The following is a 14,422-nucleotide window of genomic DNA, read 5'->3' on the forward strand; positions in this document are numbered from 1 at the left end:
CCCTAGGAGCCTGTCGGACTATGGATGAATCGGCCGCGAAAGCGGGATGACGGCCCCACTTTTTCGAAAATTTTCGTCAAATAGCTCGCTATTCTCCTCAAATTTTCGAAAAATTGGCGCCGCCCTCCCACTCCCGCGGCTCGATCCCCCATAGTCCGACAGGCTCCTAGAACGAAAGCAGCGGGCGTGGGGTCGGTAGCTGCTTTCCGACGGTTTCGTCTCATTCGGCAAAGGGGGGCGAGGTTTATCGGGAGTGCCCACATTCTGTGGGACGAAGTATCAATGTTCGGGAAAGACGTTGGGAAGGAAAATGATGTTTCAGGATGGGGGGGGCGTGGAATCCGGTCCCGGCACCATCCTGTCGCCTGTTCACGGCAGGGTCGGGCTGCTCGGTGCGGGCTGTTGCGCCCAGCGCTGGAATTCGTTGAGCAGGTCCTGGGGGGTGGTCAGCGGGCGGAAGTTTTCGGTGGGGAGCCAGTAGATGCGCAGCTTGGAGCCGTTGCCGGTGGGCATGTAGTTGGCTTCGGCGGCCCACACCTCGCCGGTGACGGTGTCGATCTTGAAGGTGGTGCGGGCGTACATCTGGCTGCCGTTGACGTAGTCGTTGATCAGGTATTCACCTTGTACCAACTCGTAGCGTCCGGTCTCGGCTGCGTTGGACGCAAGGGAAGCGGAGATCAGAATCAGCAAGGCGGTGAGCCGTGTCATGAGGCGCTCCTGGGCTCGACGGGTGGGGGAGGTTGAGTATATTAGCGGATTCTGAACGTTTCGGCGAAGAGGCGTAATGGTGGGGATGGCTGCTCGTCGCCCATCGAGGTGGCGGGTTTGCCGCCCCGGTTTTTCGCTCCTTGCTCCAATGCCGTTCCGTCGGGAGAGACCATGCTGAGCGTAGGGTGGATAAGCGTAGCGCATCCACCGATCGGAGCGGCTCGCTTTCCGCTTTTTTCCGTGATTCCCAGGTGGTGTCGGCGAGTTGGCGCGGCGCCTCCGTTTTGGTGGATGCGCTACGCCTATCCACTCTACGAGGATAATCCCTAACCCCTAACCCCTATTCCCTTAGCCTCCTCCAGCACCGCGTCCACCGCCTCCTCCAGCCGCGCCGGTTCGATATAGAAGTGTGGCGAGAAGCGGAGGCCGCCTCCCCGCGGGGCGCACAGCACGCCGCGCGCCATCAGCGCGTGCCACAGGGCGTCGTGGTCGGCGTTGCGGTGGCGGAAGGTGACGATGCCGGAGCGGCGCTCCGTCGTGCGGGGGCTGAGCAGCTCCAGCTCCGGTTCGGCGTCGATCCTCCGAATCAACCCGTCGGTGATGGATCGTAGGGTCTCGCCGATCCGCCCCATTCCCACCTCCTCCAACAACGACAGGCTCGCCTCCAGGGCGTGGGCGGCGAGCAGGTTGGGGCTGCCCGCTTCGAAGCGGCGCGCGTCGTTCGCCGGTTGCCACGCCTCTCGTTCGAAATCCCCCAGCCGCTCGACCATGTGCCAGCCAAACTGGCGCAGGGCGATCCGCTCGCGCAGCTCCGCGCGGCAGTAGAGGAAGCCGAGCCCCTCCGGACCGAGCATCCATTTGTGGCCGTCGGCGGCGACAAAATCGGCGTGGATCGCCCGGGCGTCGAAGGGTAGCGCGCCGATCTGCTGGATGGCGTCGACGCAGAAGAGGATCCCCCGCTCCTGGCAGAACGCCCCGAGGACGGCGAGGTCCATGCGCAGGCCCGAGGCGTACTGCACGGCGCTGACGCTGATCAGCCGGGTCCGCTCGTCGGTCACGGCGGTGATCGCCGCCTCGGGCGACTCGGCGGCGGTGAGATCGGCCAGCCGGCACTCCACCCCCCGCTCGGCCAGGGATTGCCAGACGATGCGGTTGGAGGGGAACTCCTGGCGGGCGACGACGACGTTGTCACCCGGACGCCAGTCGAGTCCCCAGGCCACCAGGGAGAGCCCCTCCGAGGTGTTCTTTACCAGGGCGATGTCGCCGCCGGTGGGGGCGTTGATCAGGCGGGCGAGGCGTTGGCGGAGCCGGTTCTCCACTTCGATCCACTGGGGGTAGGCGAGGGAGCCGCGGCGCAGATTTTCTTCGCTGAAGGCTGCCACCGCCTCGACGGCGCGGCGCGGCCAGGGGCCGACACCGGCGTGGTTGAGGTGAATAACCGATTGATCATGAGGAAATTCCGTGGTCATGGGGCATTTCCATGGGCTGAGGGAGGGTGGGTTGAGCCAATCACAGCGGTTATGCACACGTCAAGAGGGGATGTGGGGATCGGCAGAGAATTCGTCCACGAGTTTGGCTAAGTCCTTGATGTTTTGTTTAATTGTATGTTTTTAAAGGAAAAAATAATTTGTCTACTTTTTGATCAAGTTAACTGGGGAGGCCTGATTCCGGCCCTTGCGGAGGGATTTTCGCCGTTTATCCACAAAGTTATCCACAGGTTTTGTGGATAACTGGCTGGTCGGCGTGGGTTTTACCGATTTCTGATGAAGTGTCTTTTGTCATCTTTTAAAATCATATAGATACAGTTGTTTCTTCATTTAATTTACTGCTTTTTATGCATTACAGTCTGTTTTTAAAAATGATAGCCAGGTTGACAAAGTCGCTGGATGAAAGTGGTTTCGGCCATCCGGTATGCTCTGCCCCATGATCCGCTTCCTCGCCGTCCGTCTCTCCAGTGCCGCCCTGGTTGTGGTGGGTGTGGCGACCCTGGTGTTCTTTTTCCTTCATCTGACCCCCGGCGACCCGGTGGAGGCGCTGCTCGGTGAGCATGCTCGGCCGGCGGACCGCCAGGCGTTGCGGGTCGCCCTCGGGCTCGATCGTCCGCTGGGCGAGCAGTTGGTCGGCTACTTCGCCAACCTCAGCCAGTTGGATCTCGGCCGCTCCCTCTACTCCCGGCGGCCGGTGGCCGAGCTGTTGTGGGAGCGACTGCCGGCCACCGCGGAGCTGGCGGCGGCGGCGCTGGTGGTGGCGGTGGTGGTGGCGTTGCCGTTGGGAATGGTGGCGGCGGCGCGGCGCGGTGGCGGTTGGGATCGGGGGGCGATGGCCTTTTCGCTGCTCGGCGCGTCGATCCCCAACTTCTGGCTGGGGCCGCTGCTGATCCTCGCCTTCTCCCTCGGCCTTGGCTGGTTTCCGGTGAGCGGGCGGGAGGCGGCGGGCAGTCTGGTGCTGCCGGCGGTGACGCTGGGGACGGCGCTGGCGGCGATCCTCGCGCGCATGGTGCGCGGCGCGCTGATCGAGACGCTGCACGAAGAGTACATCCGCACCGCTCGTGCCAAGGGGTTGGCGGAGTGGGCGGTGGTGGTGCGCCACGCTCTGCGCAATGCGGCGCTGCCGGTGATCACGGTGCTCGGCCTGCAACTGGGGGCGCTGCTCGGTGGGGCGGTGGTCACCGAGACGGTGTTCGCCTGGCCGGGGTTGGGGCAACTGCTGGTGGAGGCGATTCAGCGCCGCGACTACCCGGTGGTGCAGGGGACGGTGCTGCTGATCAGTCTGCTCTACGTGGCGGTCAACGCGCTGACCGACGTCGCCTACGCCTGGGCCGATCCGCGGGTGCGGCTGCGGGGCGGGGCGGGATGAGGTCGCTCTCCATGAGGGTGTTGGCGTTGTGGGCGCTGCTCGCGGTGGTCGCCCCCTGGCTGGTGGCGGACCCCAACGGGGTGGTGCTGGAGCGGATCCTGGCCGTCCCGGTGGCGGAGGTCGGCGGCTGGCTGGGCTACGACGACCTGGGGCGCCCGGTGTGGGAGCGGCTGGCCATGGGTGCGCGCACCTCTTTTCTGGTGGCGGTCGGGGTGGTCTCGGTGTCCGCGGCGGTGGGGACGCTGGTCGGCGCGGCGGCGAGTTATCTCGGCGGGTGGTGGGATCTGCTGCTGGTGCGGGTGGTGGATCTCTTTCTCGCCTTTCCGGGGATTCTGCTGGCGATCGCCTTGGCGGGGCTGCTGGGGCCGGGGCTGGACAACGTGGTGATCGCCCTGGCGACGGTGGGGTGGGTCGGCTACGCCCGGCTGGCGCGGGCCCAGGTGCTGTCGTTGCGCGAGCGGGAGCACGTGCGGGCGGCGCGCGCCCTGGGGGCGGGGGCGGGGCGGATCCTGTTCCTTCACATCCTGCCGCTGACCCTGGCGCCGCTGATCGTCGAGGCCACCTTCGGGGTGGCCGGGGCGGTGGTGGCGGAGGCGGGGCTCGCCTTTCTCGGTCTGGGGGTGCAGCCGCCGGAGGCCTCCTGGGGGACGATGGTGCGCGACGGTGCCCGTTACATGCTGGTGGCGCCCCACCTGGTGCTGGCCCCGGGGGTGGCGTTGAGCCTGGTGGTGCTGGCGGTCAACCGGCTGGGGGACCGGCTGCGGGATCGGCTGGATGTGCGGGGTGGGGCTTGAAGAAGGGGTCTCTGGTTACGACGCTCGGCGTCGTAACCGGGGATCTTGGACGCTCTGCGTCCAACTTCGAGAGCTGCTGCTTCGATCCGGTATGGTGGCCGACGCGGAGCGTCCAGGGGGAGGCCTCAGTGGCGTGGAGGTTGGGTTGCCGCGCGGAGTGAGGTAGTGAGGTTACCACGCGGAGCGTGGTAACCAGGGGGGGTTCGGTCTGAGGGGTGGGTTCGATCTGGCGTCGTTACTGGATGACGAAGGCGTTGAAGAACACCTCTTCCACCACCGGCTTGCCGGCCTCCTTCTGCATCACCTCCTGCAGCGTCTGCAGGGTCTCGCCGAGCAGCCGTTTCTTGGTGTCGGTCTGGAACAGCGCGGGGTAGTCCTGGCTGCTGTAGAGCATCATCAGGTTGTGGCGGATCGGCGGCATGTTGTCGTGGATCAGCGCCTCGTCGGCCGGGCTCTCGACCAGCGCGACCACGTCGATGCTGAGGAAGTGGAGCACCCCCTGGTCGTAGACGTTGACGATGACCGGCTCGCCCAGGTCCACGTAGACCGGGCCGGCGGGGGGCGCCGCGCCGCCCTCTTTCTCCGCTTCGGCGTGGGCCGTGCCGACGGCGACGAAGAGCAGCAGGAGGGCGCTCAGCAGGGAGGGGAGGTTTTTCATGCCGTTGAGTTCTCCGGGGGGTCGGTTCGCCCAGTCCTGGCACTTTTGGGGGGGCGCTGAAGGCCGGTATTGTGGATAAGGGGCAGGGCTGGCCGGGTATGGTGGGATAATGGTTCGTTCAATGCAAGCCGCTGCCGGCGGCGTATGAGTATCGAGAGGGGAGATCCATGGCGTTGGGACCGGTGATGGTCGATCTGAAGGGGACGGAGCTGGATGCCGTAGAGCGGGAGATGCTGTGCCACCCCCTGGTGGGTGGGGTGCTGCTGTTCACCCGCAACTACGCCTCGCCGGAGCAGCTGGAGGCGTTGCTGGCGGAGATCCATGCCCTGCGCAGCCCGCGGCTGCTCACCGCGGTGGACCACGAGGGGGGGCGGGTGCAGCGTTTCCGTTCGGGGTTCACCCGGCTGCCGGCGGCGGCCGGTTTCGGCCGGCTCTATCGCCAGGACCCTCGCGAGGGGGTGCGCATGGCGGAGCGGGCCGGCTGGTTGATGGCGGTGGAGCTGCGCGCGGTGGGGGTCGATTTCAGCTTTGCTCCGGTGCTCGACCTGGACCGTTCGTTGAGCGAGGTGATCGGCGACCGCGCCTTCGCCGGGGAACCCGAGGCGGTGGTGCAGTTGGCGCGCGCCTATCTACAGGGCATGCGCCACGCCGGCATGGCCGCCACCGGCAAGCACTTCCCCGGCCACGGTGGGGTGCGCGGTGACTCCCATCTGGAACTGCCGGTGGACGACCGCCCCTTCGACACCATCGAGCTGGAGGATCTGGTGCCCTTCGAGCGGCTCGCCGGGGAGCTGGCGGGGGTGATGCCCGCCCATGTGATCTATTCGCAGGTGGACGAACGCCCCGCCGGCTTCTCGCCGTGGTGGATCCGCCGGGTGTTGCGCGAGCGGCTGGGGTTCCAGGGGGTGGTGTTCAGCGATGATCTGAGCATGGCCGGGGCGGCCTACGCCGGTGGCTACGGCGAGCGGGCGCGGATGGCGCTGGATGCGGGGTGTGACATGGTGCTGGTGTGCAACAATCCGCAGGGGGCGGCGGAGACCCTGGATGCCCTCGCCGGTTTCGGCGACCCGGCCTCCCAGATGCGCCTGGTGCGGCTCCATGGTCGCCATCCGGTGGACCGTCACGCCCTCCACCGGAGTGAGGAGTGGCGGCGGACGGTGGCGCGGATCCTCGACTTCGAGCAGGCGCCGGCGGGGGACTTGGCGCTGTGAGCGAGGCCAATGGAGGAGCCTACCGGCTGGTGCTGCGTCTCGATCGCGCGGTGCGGGTGACCCCCGGTCGGCTCGGCGAGCGGCGGCTGCGGCGGGGCAGCTATCTTTATCTTGGCAGCGCGAAACGGGGACTGGAGCAGCGGGTGGCGCGCCACCGGCGGTTGGCCGAAGAGAAGACGGGCCGGCTCCATTGGCATATCGACTATCTGCTGACCCATCCCGACGTGCGGCTGATCCGCATCGACCGGATCGTCGGCGGCGACGAGTGCGTTCTCTCGCGGGAGGTGGCGGCACGGGCGGGGAGCGAGCCGGTGGTCGGTTTCGGTGCCACCGACTGCCGGCGCGGCTGTCCGGCCCACCTCTATCGCGTCGCCCGCATCCCGCCCCGGATTATTCATGAAACATCGGCGACAACGCCTCTATAATACGCGTCCGTTTTCGGGCGCCGCCCGCTCATCGACCAACGCCGGAACCGATTCCCATGAGTCTGACAGCCGAAGAGGCCCACGAGGTCTTCCAGCAGGCCGAGCTGCTGCACAGCGACGCCGAAGTGGAGGCGGCCATCGAGCGGATGGCCCAACAGATCACCGCGCATCTTGCCGACGCCAACCCGGTAGTGCTCTGCGTGATGACCGGGGCGGTGATCTTCGCTGGCCGGTTGCTCCCCAAGCTCCGTTTCCCGCTGCAGATCGACTACCTCAACGCCACCCGCTACGGTCACGCCACCCGTGGTGGCGAACTGGAGTGGCGGAGCGAGCCGCGTATCCCGCTGGAGGGGCGCTCGGTGCTGGTCCTCGACGACATCCTCGACGAGGGGCATACCCTGGTGGGGATCGAGGCGTACTGCCGGGAAAAGGGGGCGAGCGAGGTGCTCAACGCGGTGCTGGTGGAGAAGCTCCACATGCGCAAGGCGGTGGGGGCGATGGCCCACTTCGCCGGCATCCAGGTGGCCGACCGTTTCCTCTTCGGCGGTGGCATGGACTATAAGGGGTATTGGCGCAACGCCCCCGGGATCTACGCGGTGAAGGGGCTGTGAGCGGGGCCGCGGAGCCGCTGCGTTTCAAGGTGGTAATCCCGGCACGCTACGGCTCCAGCCGCCTGCCGGGCAAGCCGCTGGCGCCGATCGCCGGGCGGCCGATGATCGAGCACGTCCACCGGCGGGCGCTGGAGAGCGGTGCCGAGGAGGTGTGGATCGCCACCGACGACGAGCGGATCGGCGAGGCGGCGCGGTGCTTCGGGGCGCGGGTCTGTATGACCTCTGCCGAGCACCGCTCCGGTACCGACCGCATCGGCGAAGTGGCGGCCATGCGTGGTTGGGGGGAGGAGGAGATCGTGGTCAATCTCCAGGGTGACGAACCGTTGATGCCGCCGACGCTGCTCCGCCAGGCGGCCGCCGGGCTCAGCGACCACCCGCAGGCGGTGGTCGCCACCCTGGCGGCGCGGATCCACACCACCGCCGAGCTGTTCGATCCCCACGTCGTCAAGGTGGTGAGCGATGCCGCGGGGTTCGCGTGCTATTTCAGCCGCGCCCCGATCCCGTGGGACCGCGACGCCTTCGCGGTGACCACCGAGGAGTTGCCGGAGCGTTCGGCGCATTTTCGCCACATCGGTCTCTACGCCTACCGGGCCGGTTACCTGGCGCGCTATGCCGAACTGGAGCCCTGTCCGCTGGAGGCGATGGAGTCGCTGGAGCAGCTGCGGGTGTTGTGGCACGGGGATTCGATCTATGTTGCCGAGGCGGCTGAGCTACCGGGGCCCGGGGTCGACACCGCGGCGGACCTGGAGCGGATCGCCGCCCTGGTCGCCGCGCCGGTTGCCGAACAGGGGACGTAGCCGCGGTGGCGGACAAACCGGATGCCAAGGCGTTGCGCGCGCTGTTGCGCCGCTATCTCGCGATCAACGAGCAGCGGCTGAAGCGCACCTACGAATTCCTCAAGCCCGATCAGCAGGCGTTCCTCGATCTGCTGCCGCTGCTCTTCCACACCAATCACCCGGAGCTGCCCGGCTACGTCGACGAGGAGACCCCGGCGGGGCTCGCCGAGTACCAGCCGAGCAACGCCGCGCTCGCCGCGGCGAAGGCGTTGTCGCGCGGTTTTTCCTACCAGCGCCGCGCCCATCGCTCCTTTCCGATCCAGTCGCTATTCGCCATGGGGTCGGCGGGGACCGTCGCCTACTCCGAGAAGAGCGACTTCGACATGTGGCTCTGCCACGCCCCCGACCTCCCGCCGGAGGCGCTGGAGAAGCTCCAGGCCAAGTGCACCGCCATCGAACAGTGGGGCGACTCCCTCGGCCTTGAGGTCCACTTCTTCCTGATGAACGCCGAGCGTTTCCGCGGCGGCGAGCAGGTGGCGCTCTCCTCGGAGAGCAGTGGCACCGCCCAATACCACTTCCTGCTCGACGAATTCTACCGCACAGGTCTGCTGCTCGGCGGCCGCTTCCCGGTCTGGTGGCTGGTGCCGCCGGAAGAGGAGGGGGAGTACGACGTCTACGTCCAGCGCCTCTACGACGAGGAGATCTTCCACCCCAACGAGGTGATCGACTTCGGCGGTCTCGGTCACATCCCGGCCAGCGAGTTCTACGGAGCCAGCGTCTGGCAGGTCTACAAGGGGATCGGCTCGCCCTACAAGTCGGTGCTGAAGATCCTGCTGATGGAGGCCTATACCAGCGAGTTTCCCACCATCGAGCTGCTCAGCGTCCGCTTCAAGCGGGTGGTGCGCGACGGCGAGAGCGATCCGGCGCTGCTCGATCCCTACCTGATGCTGATGACCAAGCTGAAGGAGTATCTGGAGGGGCAGGGGGATGGTGAGCGGCTCGACCTGGCGCGCCGCTGTTTCTACTTCAAGGTGGACGCCGAGCTGAGCCGCGCCCGTCCCCGCCCCCACGAGGTGTGGCGCTTCGAGCAGCTCTCCGGACTGACCGTGGCGTGGGGCTGGGATCGGGCGTGGCTCTACACCCTCGACAGCCGGCCCACCTGGAAGGTGGAGCGGGTGCTGGAGGAGCGCAAGGCCCTGTTCGGCGCGCTGACCCAGAGCTACCAGGCGCTCTCCGACTTCGCCCGACGCCAGGCCGGGGCGATGATGATCGACCCCAAGGACCTCGACCTGCTCGGTCGCAAGCTCTACAGCGCCTTCAAGCGCAAGGCGGGTAAGATCGAGCTGATCAACCCGGGCATCTCCGCCGATCTGGCGGAGGAGCGGCTCACCTTCTTCCATCAGCGCGGCGAGCATCAGGCGTGGTTCCTCTACCGCGACGACGCCTCCGATGCCGCCAAACGCAAGCGCCAGGGGCCGATCAAGCACGCCGCCAACCTGGTGGAACTGATCGCCTGGTGCCACTTCAACGGCGTGCTCGAACGGCGCACCCAGCTGTTTGCCTACGCCAACCGCGGCGGCGTCGATCTCAAGCAGATCCAGGAGGTCGTCACCCATCTGCAACGGCTCTTCCCCGGCGGCGAGATCCCGGAGCCGTCGATGGAGGACTTCGCCCGGCCCGAACGGATCGAGCGCAGCGCGGCGGTGGTCAATGCCGGGATCGACTCCGGCGGTTCAATGACCCCCAGCGGGTTGCAGGGGGCCCAGGGAGGAGACATCTTCAACCACGGCCCGACCGGCGAGAATCTGGTGCGTAGCGTCGACCTGCTAATGATCAACAGTTGGCACGAGATCCTCACCCACCACTTTGCCGGTCCCGCAGCCGCCCTCGACGCGGTGGCCGAATACCTGCGCGTCGTGCGGCCGCTGGAGAACCGCGAACTGCCGCCGATCGATATCCGCTGCTTCTCCTTCTTCCAGGGCACCGGCATCAGTCAGAAGATGCAGCGGCTGTTCTCCCTGGCGGTGCCGCGGATGCAGGCCCTGGGGGAGGGGGAGCGGCTGCGGTTGGTCGCCCGCATCGGTCGGAGCTACCACCTGTTGGAGGCGGATCGTGACGGGGCGGTGGTGAGCAGGCCGGGGGCGATCGAGCCGCTGCTGGGGACGCTCGCCGCGCCCTCCGAGCGGCGGGCGGTGACCCTGTTTGACGGTTCGGTGGGGCGAGACACCCCGCTGCCGGTGATCTTCGGCCAGCACAAGACAGGGGCGATCCAGCTCTTTTACAATGGTGCGGCCGGTCAGGCGGAGGTCTACGTGGTCGACGAGCAGGGCTCCCTGTTCCATCAGGTCCAGCCCTACCATGACGCCCAGACCCTGCTGATCCAGTTCCACCGCTTCTTCAGTGCGGTGCTGCCGCGGCGCGATGCGGCGCTCAACGGCGACCCGCTGGAGCATTCGACGGCGCGGGTGGAATACTATCAGCTGCGCCGCGATAAGAAGTGGGACGTACGGCGGGTCGGCATCGACGAGTCGCGTCAGGCACAGCGCTACTTCAACGTCCAGGTGATCGGCGAGAGCGGTGACGACGGGGCGGCCCGCTACACCATCTATTGCGATCACGAGGAGTTCTCCTCCTTCGAACACGGCAATCGCCTGTTCACCGAGATCGCCCGCTACGTGCTCGAGCGCCGCCGCGGCGGCGAGCGCTATCCGATCTATATCACCGACATCGACATCTCCCGGCTGCTCCACCGTGGCGGTCGCGGCCCGCTGCAGACGATCCAGTTCCTCAACTACAAGGCGCGGATCGAGGAGCGGTTGAACAGCGCCCTGCAAGGGCTGTGACGCGGCTGCTCCGTCCGGCGGGAGGGGTTTGGTGAATTGAAGGGATGATGCTAGTCTTCATTAGTGTAAGGTTATTTCCTGATAAGAGAGGGTGTTATGAACAAAAAAAATGCGATGATCTCCGTCGCGGCCGTGGCGGTCGTGATCGGCCTGACCGCAGGCTGTGGGGACAAGCAGATGAGCTACAAGGGTGACGTCTTCCCGATTCTCGAGAAGAACTGCCTGGATTGCCATGTGACGCCGGATGGCGAAGGGTACAAGAAGAGCGGTCTCAGCCTGGAGAACTACGAAAATCTGATGAAGGGCACCCGCCTGGGCCCGATCATCGTTCCGGGCAGCGCCGCCAGCAGCACCCTGAACCGCCTGGTGGAGGGCAAGGCCGATCCCTCGATCCGCATGCCCCACGGTGGTGAATGGCTTTCCGAGCCCGACCGCGCGATCCTGCGTGCTTGGGTCGACCAGGGCGCCAAGAACAACTAACATCCAAAAACGCCACGGCCCCGGTTTGGCCGGCCCCTGCGGGGCGGCCAAACCGGGGCCGTGGCGTTTTTGGACATTGGGAGATGAGGGTGGAGTGGCCTGAAAGGGCTGTCCGAGCCTTTACCTGTAGGAGCGGCCCTTAGGCCGCGATGGTGCGAAGTGAGTCGGCGGGGAGTCCACCAGCGCCGAATGGGCTGACGTTACGGTAACGCCCCTCGCGCGGGAGATGTAGGGGCCGCTCCTACAGGCTGACCTCCGCAGGTGTGGTTCGAGGTACGCCCTGCCAGATTTCTCCGGCCAACCCTCTCCCCCAATAAACGAAAAAAAGCCGGGCCGGCCATGGCTCGGGGGCTTTGCCCCCGAGCCATGGCCGGCCCGGCTTTTTTTCGTTAGAAGGAGATCTCTACGCGGCGGTTGGCGGCGCGGCCCTCCTCGGTGGCGTTGTCGGCGACCGGCTGGGACTCGCCCATGCCGCTGGCCGACAGCTTCTCCGCCGCCACGCCGTTGGCCGCCAGATAGTCGGCCACCGCCTGGGCACGCTTCTGGGACAGACGCTGGTTGTAGGCGTCGCTGCCGCGGCTGTCGGTGTGGCCGACGATCTTGACCATGCCGATGCGGTCGGCGTTGCGCTTGATCTTCGCCAGATTGGCGTCGAGGATCTGCTTCGCCGCGGCGGCGAGGGTCGCCTTGTTGGTTTCGAAGTTGACCCCGCCGAGGGTGATGATCTCGCAACCCTTGGCGTCGACACGCACGCCCGGCGCGGTGTTGGGGCACATGTCGTCTTCGTCGTAGACGCCGTCACCGTCGCTGTCGACGCGGCAGCCCTTGCTGTCCACCTTGACGCCCTTCGGGGTGTCGGGGCAGGCATCCTGGTCGTCGTAGACGCCGTCGCCGTCACTGTCCTGCGGGCCGCAGCCCGGCGGGTAGGGGGCGCCGGGATCGGTGCCGAGGGGGACGAGGGCGTAGACGCACTCCCCGTAGTTGTTGGTGACCACGCGGCCGTTGACGTCCACCAGATAGCCGGCGGAGGCGGGGGTGGAGAGGGTGCCGGCGGCGATCAGCAGCGAGGCGGCGAAGGGGATCAGTTTGGAGGCGTTCATCCAGCGTTCTCCTGACAAAGGGGGTGGATTTGGTTGTTGTTGGGCTTGTCGCCGCTTAGGCGAAAAAAGTTCTCTGTACTCTAGCAGATATCAGGAGAATTCGTAGCTCGGTTGACTCTACATTGACGTATGGTCAGGCCCGACGGATTTCCACCTCGCGGCCGTCGAAGTCGGTCATCGGGCAAGGTGCATAGGAGGAGCGTGTGGCGTTCATCGGGTTGAAACAGGTGGAAGGCTGGGGACGCGGAAAGAATACGTCACCCCAGCCGTGGGGCGGGTTCGCCGTGCCCATCAATGTCTACTCCTTATAATTATTTATTAATTTTTTATGTTCGGCTCTCGTGCTCCGGCGGCCGGCTAGGCCGTAAGGGCTGTAATGAAACCGTCATGTTTTGTTCACATTTGCTTCACCTGCCTCACCCATGCTTCGCCCGGTCTGAGGGAGCGGTGATTTGGCTACACCCCGTCCGGTATGACCAAACCAGCGCTTCCCCAAACCACCACCCATTTCCTAGGAGTTATCGATGCGACCCAACCGTCTTTTCGCGGCCCTCGGCCTCGTCACCGCCAGCTTCATGGCTCCCGCCATGGCGGCTGTCACCGTCGATTCCAGCCTGCCCGACTACGCCGCCGCCTCCGGCGTCTCCGGCAACCTCTCCTCCGTCGGCTCGGACACCCTGGCCAACCTGATGACCCTGTGGGCCGAGGAGTTCAAGCGCAACTACCCCAACGTCAACATCCAGATCCAGGCCGCCGGTTCCTCCACCGCGCCGCCGGCGCTGACCGAGGGTACCTCCAACGTCGGCCCGATGAGCCGCAAGATGAAGAACAAGGAGGTCGAGGCCTTCGAGAAGAAGTACGGCTACAAGCCCACCTACATCCGCGTCGCCATCGACGCCCTGGCCGTCTACGTCCACAAGGACAACCCGATCAAGGGTCTGGCCATTCCTCAGGTGGATGCCATCTTCTCCTCCACCCGCAAGTGCGGTGAGGCCGAGGACGTCACCCGCTGGGGTCAGGTCGGCTTGACCGGCGACTGGGCCACTCGCGACGTTCAGCTGTTCGGCCGCAACTCGGTTTCCGGTACCTACGGTTACTTCAAGAAGCACGCGCTGTGCAAGGGTGACTACAAGAACAGCGTGAACGAGCAGCCCGGTTCCGCCTCCGTGGTGCAGTCGGTTTCCGCCTCCATCAACGGCATCGGCTACTCCGGTATCGGCTACAAGACCTCCGGCGTGCGCGCCGTGCCGCTGACCAAGAAGATGGGCGGCAAGTTCGTCGATGCCACCCCCGACAATGCGGTGACCGGCGAGTACCCGCTCTCCCGCTACCTCTACATCTACGTCAACAAGCACCCCAACAAGCCGCTGGCCCCGCTGGAGCGCGAGTTCATCAAGCTGGTCCTCTCCAAGGTCGGTCAGGGCGTGGTGATCAAGGACGGCTACATCCCGCTCCCCGCTTCGGTGGTGGAGAAGGAGCTGGAGAAGCTGAACTAAGCGAATCGGACTGGGGGACGGCCGACGGCCGTCCCGCCCGACCGGACAACAATAAGATCATCCTTCTGCTGCCCCGCCTATTTGGCGGGGTTTTTTTTGTCGCCAAGAAAGATGGTCCAGAGGACCTGCGAGGCGTGGTCGGCAGGAGCGGCGGTGCTCCGTCTGGAGGAGAACAATTGGACGGGATTGACAGGAACAGGATTGTTCCGTGTTTTCGGTGGAGGGTGGAGTTCCGCCGTTTTCGTGTGGCGCAGCGTTCAGTCGAACCTCATACCAAACCCGTCAATCCTGCAAATCCTGTCCATTTCTTCTACCCGTCGGGTAGGGTGTGCCGACGATAGGAAGCGCACCGGTCGGAGGGTGGTGCGCCTCGTACCTCGGCACACCCTACGGCCGCTTCTGGCGAAACCGTTCGAGTGGTTTGGTGCTGAAGGTGCTGCACGGAGGTTGGTGGGAAATGCAGG

General features: G+C 65.9%; 13 protein-coding genes. 9 read left to right on the plus strand and 4 right to left on the minus strand.

Annotated features, from left to right (window positions below):
* Nucleotides 1-369 precede the first annotated feature (369 nt).
* Together ACYQ2W_RS22905 and ACYQ2W_RS22910 are read right to left on the minus strand one after the other, a co-directional pair.
* Nucleotides 370-708 (minus strand): hypothetical protein, encoded by a 339-nt coding sequence (locus tag ACYQ2W_RS22905; protein WP_459872714.1) that lies wholly within the window; start codon nucleotides 706-708, stop codon nucleotides 370-372.
* A 326-nt stretch (nucleotides 709-1,034) separates the two neighbouring features.
* Nucleotides 1,035-2,177, minus strand: coding sequence for an aminotransferase class V-fold PLP-dependent enzyme (locus tag ACYQ2W_RS22910; protein ID WP_459872716.1), 1,143 nt, complete (start codon nucleotides 2,175-2,177; stop codon nucleotides 1,035-1,037).
* Between the two features lie 454 nt (nucleotides 2,178-2,631).
* Between ACYQ2W_RS22910 and nikB the strand changes: the two genes are divergently transcribed.
* Nucleotides 2,632-3,564 carry a nickel ABC transporter permease gene (gene nikB / locus ACYQ2W_RS22915; protein WP_459872718.1) on the plus strand — a complete coding sequence of 311 codons (933 nt, stop codon included), beginning with the start codon at nucleotides 2,632-2,634 and terminating at the stop codon, nucleotides 3,562-3,564.
* Nucleotides 3,561-4,358 (plus strand): ABC transporter permease, encoded by a 798-nt coding sequence (locus ACYQ2W_RS22920; protein ID WP_459872720.1) that lies wholly within the window; start codon nucleotides 3,561-3,563, stop codon nucleotides 4,356-4,358. Before nikB ends, ACYQ2W_RS22920 begins: the two co-directional genes overlap by 4 nt.
* A gap of 235 nt (nucleotides 4,359-4,593) precedes the next feature.
* Here the strand turns inward: ACYQ2W_RS22920 and ACYQ2W_RS22925 are convergent, their stop codons facing one another.
* Nucleotides 4,594-5,016 (minus strand): flagellar basal body-associated FliL family protein, encoded by a 423-nt coding sequence (locus tag ACYQ2W_RS22925; protein WP_459872722.1) that lies wholly within the window; start codon nucleotides 5,014-5,016, stop codon nucleotides 4,594-4,596.
* Nucleotides 5,017-5,183: 167 nt separating this feature from the next.
* On the opposite strand from ACYQ2W_RS22925, the gene nagZ reads away from it, so the two are divergent.
* The 6 genes from nagZ (at nucleotide 5,184) to ACYQ2W_RS22955 (ending at nucleotide 11,362) form a co-directional block, all read left to right on the plus strand.
* The gene (gene nagZ / locus ACYQ2W_RS22930; protein WP_459872724.1) at nucleotides 5,184-6,227 is read left to right on the plus strand and encodes a beta-N-acetylhexosaminidase; all 1,044 of its coding nucleotides are present in this window, start codon (nucleotides 5,184-5,186) and stop codon (nucleotides 6,225-6,227) included.
* Nucleotides 6,224-6,652: a GIY-YIG nuclease family protein gene (locus ACYQ2W_RS22935; RefSeq protein ID WP_459872726.1), complete on the plus strand. Its 429-nt coding sequence runs from the start codon at nucleotides 6,224-6,226 to the stop codon at nucleotides 6,650-6,652. The genes nagZ and ACYQ2W_RS22935 overlap by 4 nt, the downstream gene beginning before the upstream one ends.
* 56 nt (nucleotides 6,653-6,708) lie before the next feature.
* Entirely contained in the window at nucleotides 6,709-7,263 is a 555-nt protein-coding gene (locus ACYQ2W_RS22940) for a hypoxanthine-guanine phosphoribosyltransferase (RefSeq protein ID WP_459872728.1), read from the plus strand.
* Nucleotides 7,260-8,060, plus strand: coding sequence for a 3-deoxy-manno-octulosonate cytidylyltransferase (gene kdsB / locus ACYQ2W_RS22945; RefSeq protein ID WP_459872730.1), 801 nt, complete (start codon nucleotides 7,260-7,262; stop codon nucleotides 8,058-8,060). The genes ACYQ2W_RS22940 and kdsB overlap by 4 nt, the downstream gene beginning before the upstream one ends.
* Before the next feature lie 5 nt (nucleotides 8,061-8,065).
* Entirely contained in the window at nucleotides 8,066-10,882 is a 2,817-nt protein-coding gene (locus ACYQ2W_RS22950) for a class I adenylate cyclase domain-containing protein (protein WP_459872732.1), read from the plus strand.
* Nucleotides 10,883-10,978: 96 nt separating this feature from the next.
* Entirely contained in the window at nucleotides 10,979-11,362 is a 384-nt protein-coding gene (locus ACYQ2W_RS22955; protein WP_459872734.1) for a c-type cytochrome domain-containing protein, read from the plus strand.
* A 389-nt stretch (nucleotides 11,363-11,751) separates the two neighbouring features.
* Here ACYQ2W_RS22955 and ACYQ2W_RS22960 read toward each other — a convergent pair whose 3' ends face one another.
* Nucleotides 11,752-12,462: an OmpA family protein gene (locus tag ACYQ2W_RS22960; protein WP_459872736.1), complete on the minus strand. Its 711-nt coding sequence runs from the start codon at nucleotides 12,460-12,462 to the stop codon at nucleotides 11,752-11,754.
* Between the two features lie 524 nt (nucleotides 12,463-12,986).
* On the opposite strand from ACYQ2W_RS22960, the gene ACYQ2W_RS22965 reads away from it, so the two are divergent.
* On the plus strand, nucleotides 12,987-13,958 hold the full coding sequence (locus ACYQ2W_RS22965) for a PstS family phosphate ABC transporter substrate-binding protein (RefSeq protein WP_459872738.1): 972 nt from the start codon (nucleotides 12,987-12,989) through the stop codon (nucleotides 13,956-13,958).
* Nucleotides 13,959-14,422 lie beyond the last annotated feature (464 nt).

The sequence above is a fragment of the Endothiovibrio diazotrophicus genome (assembly GCF_054657215.1).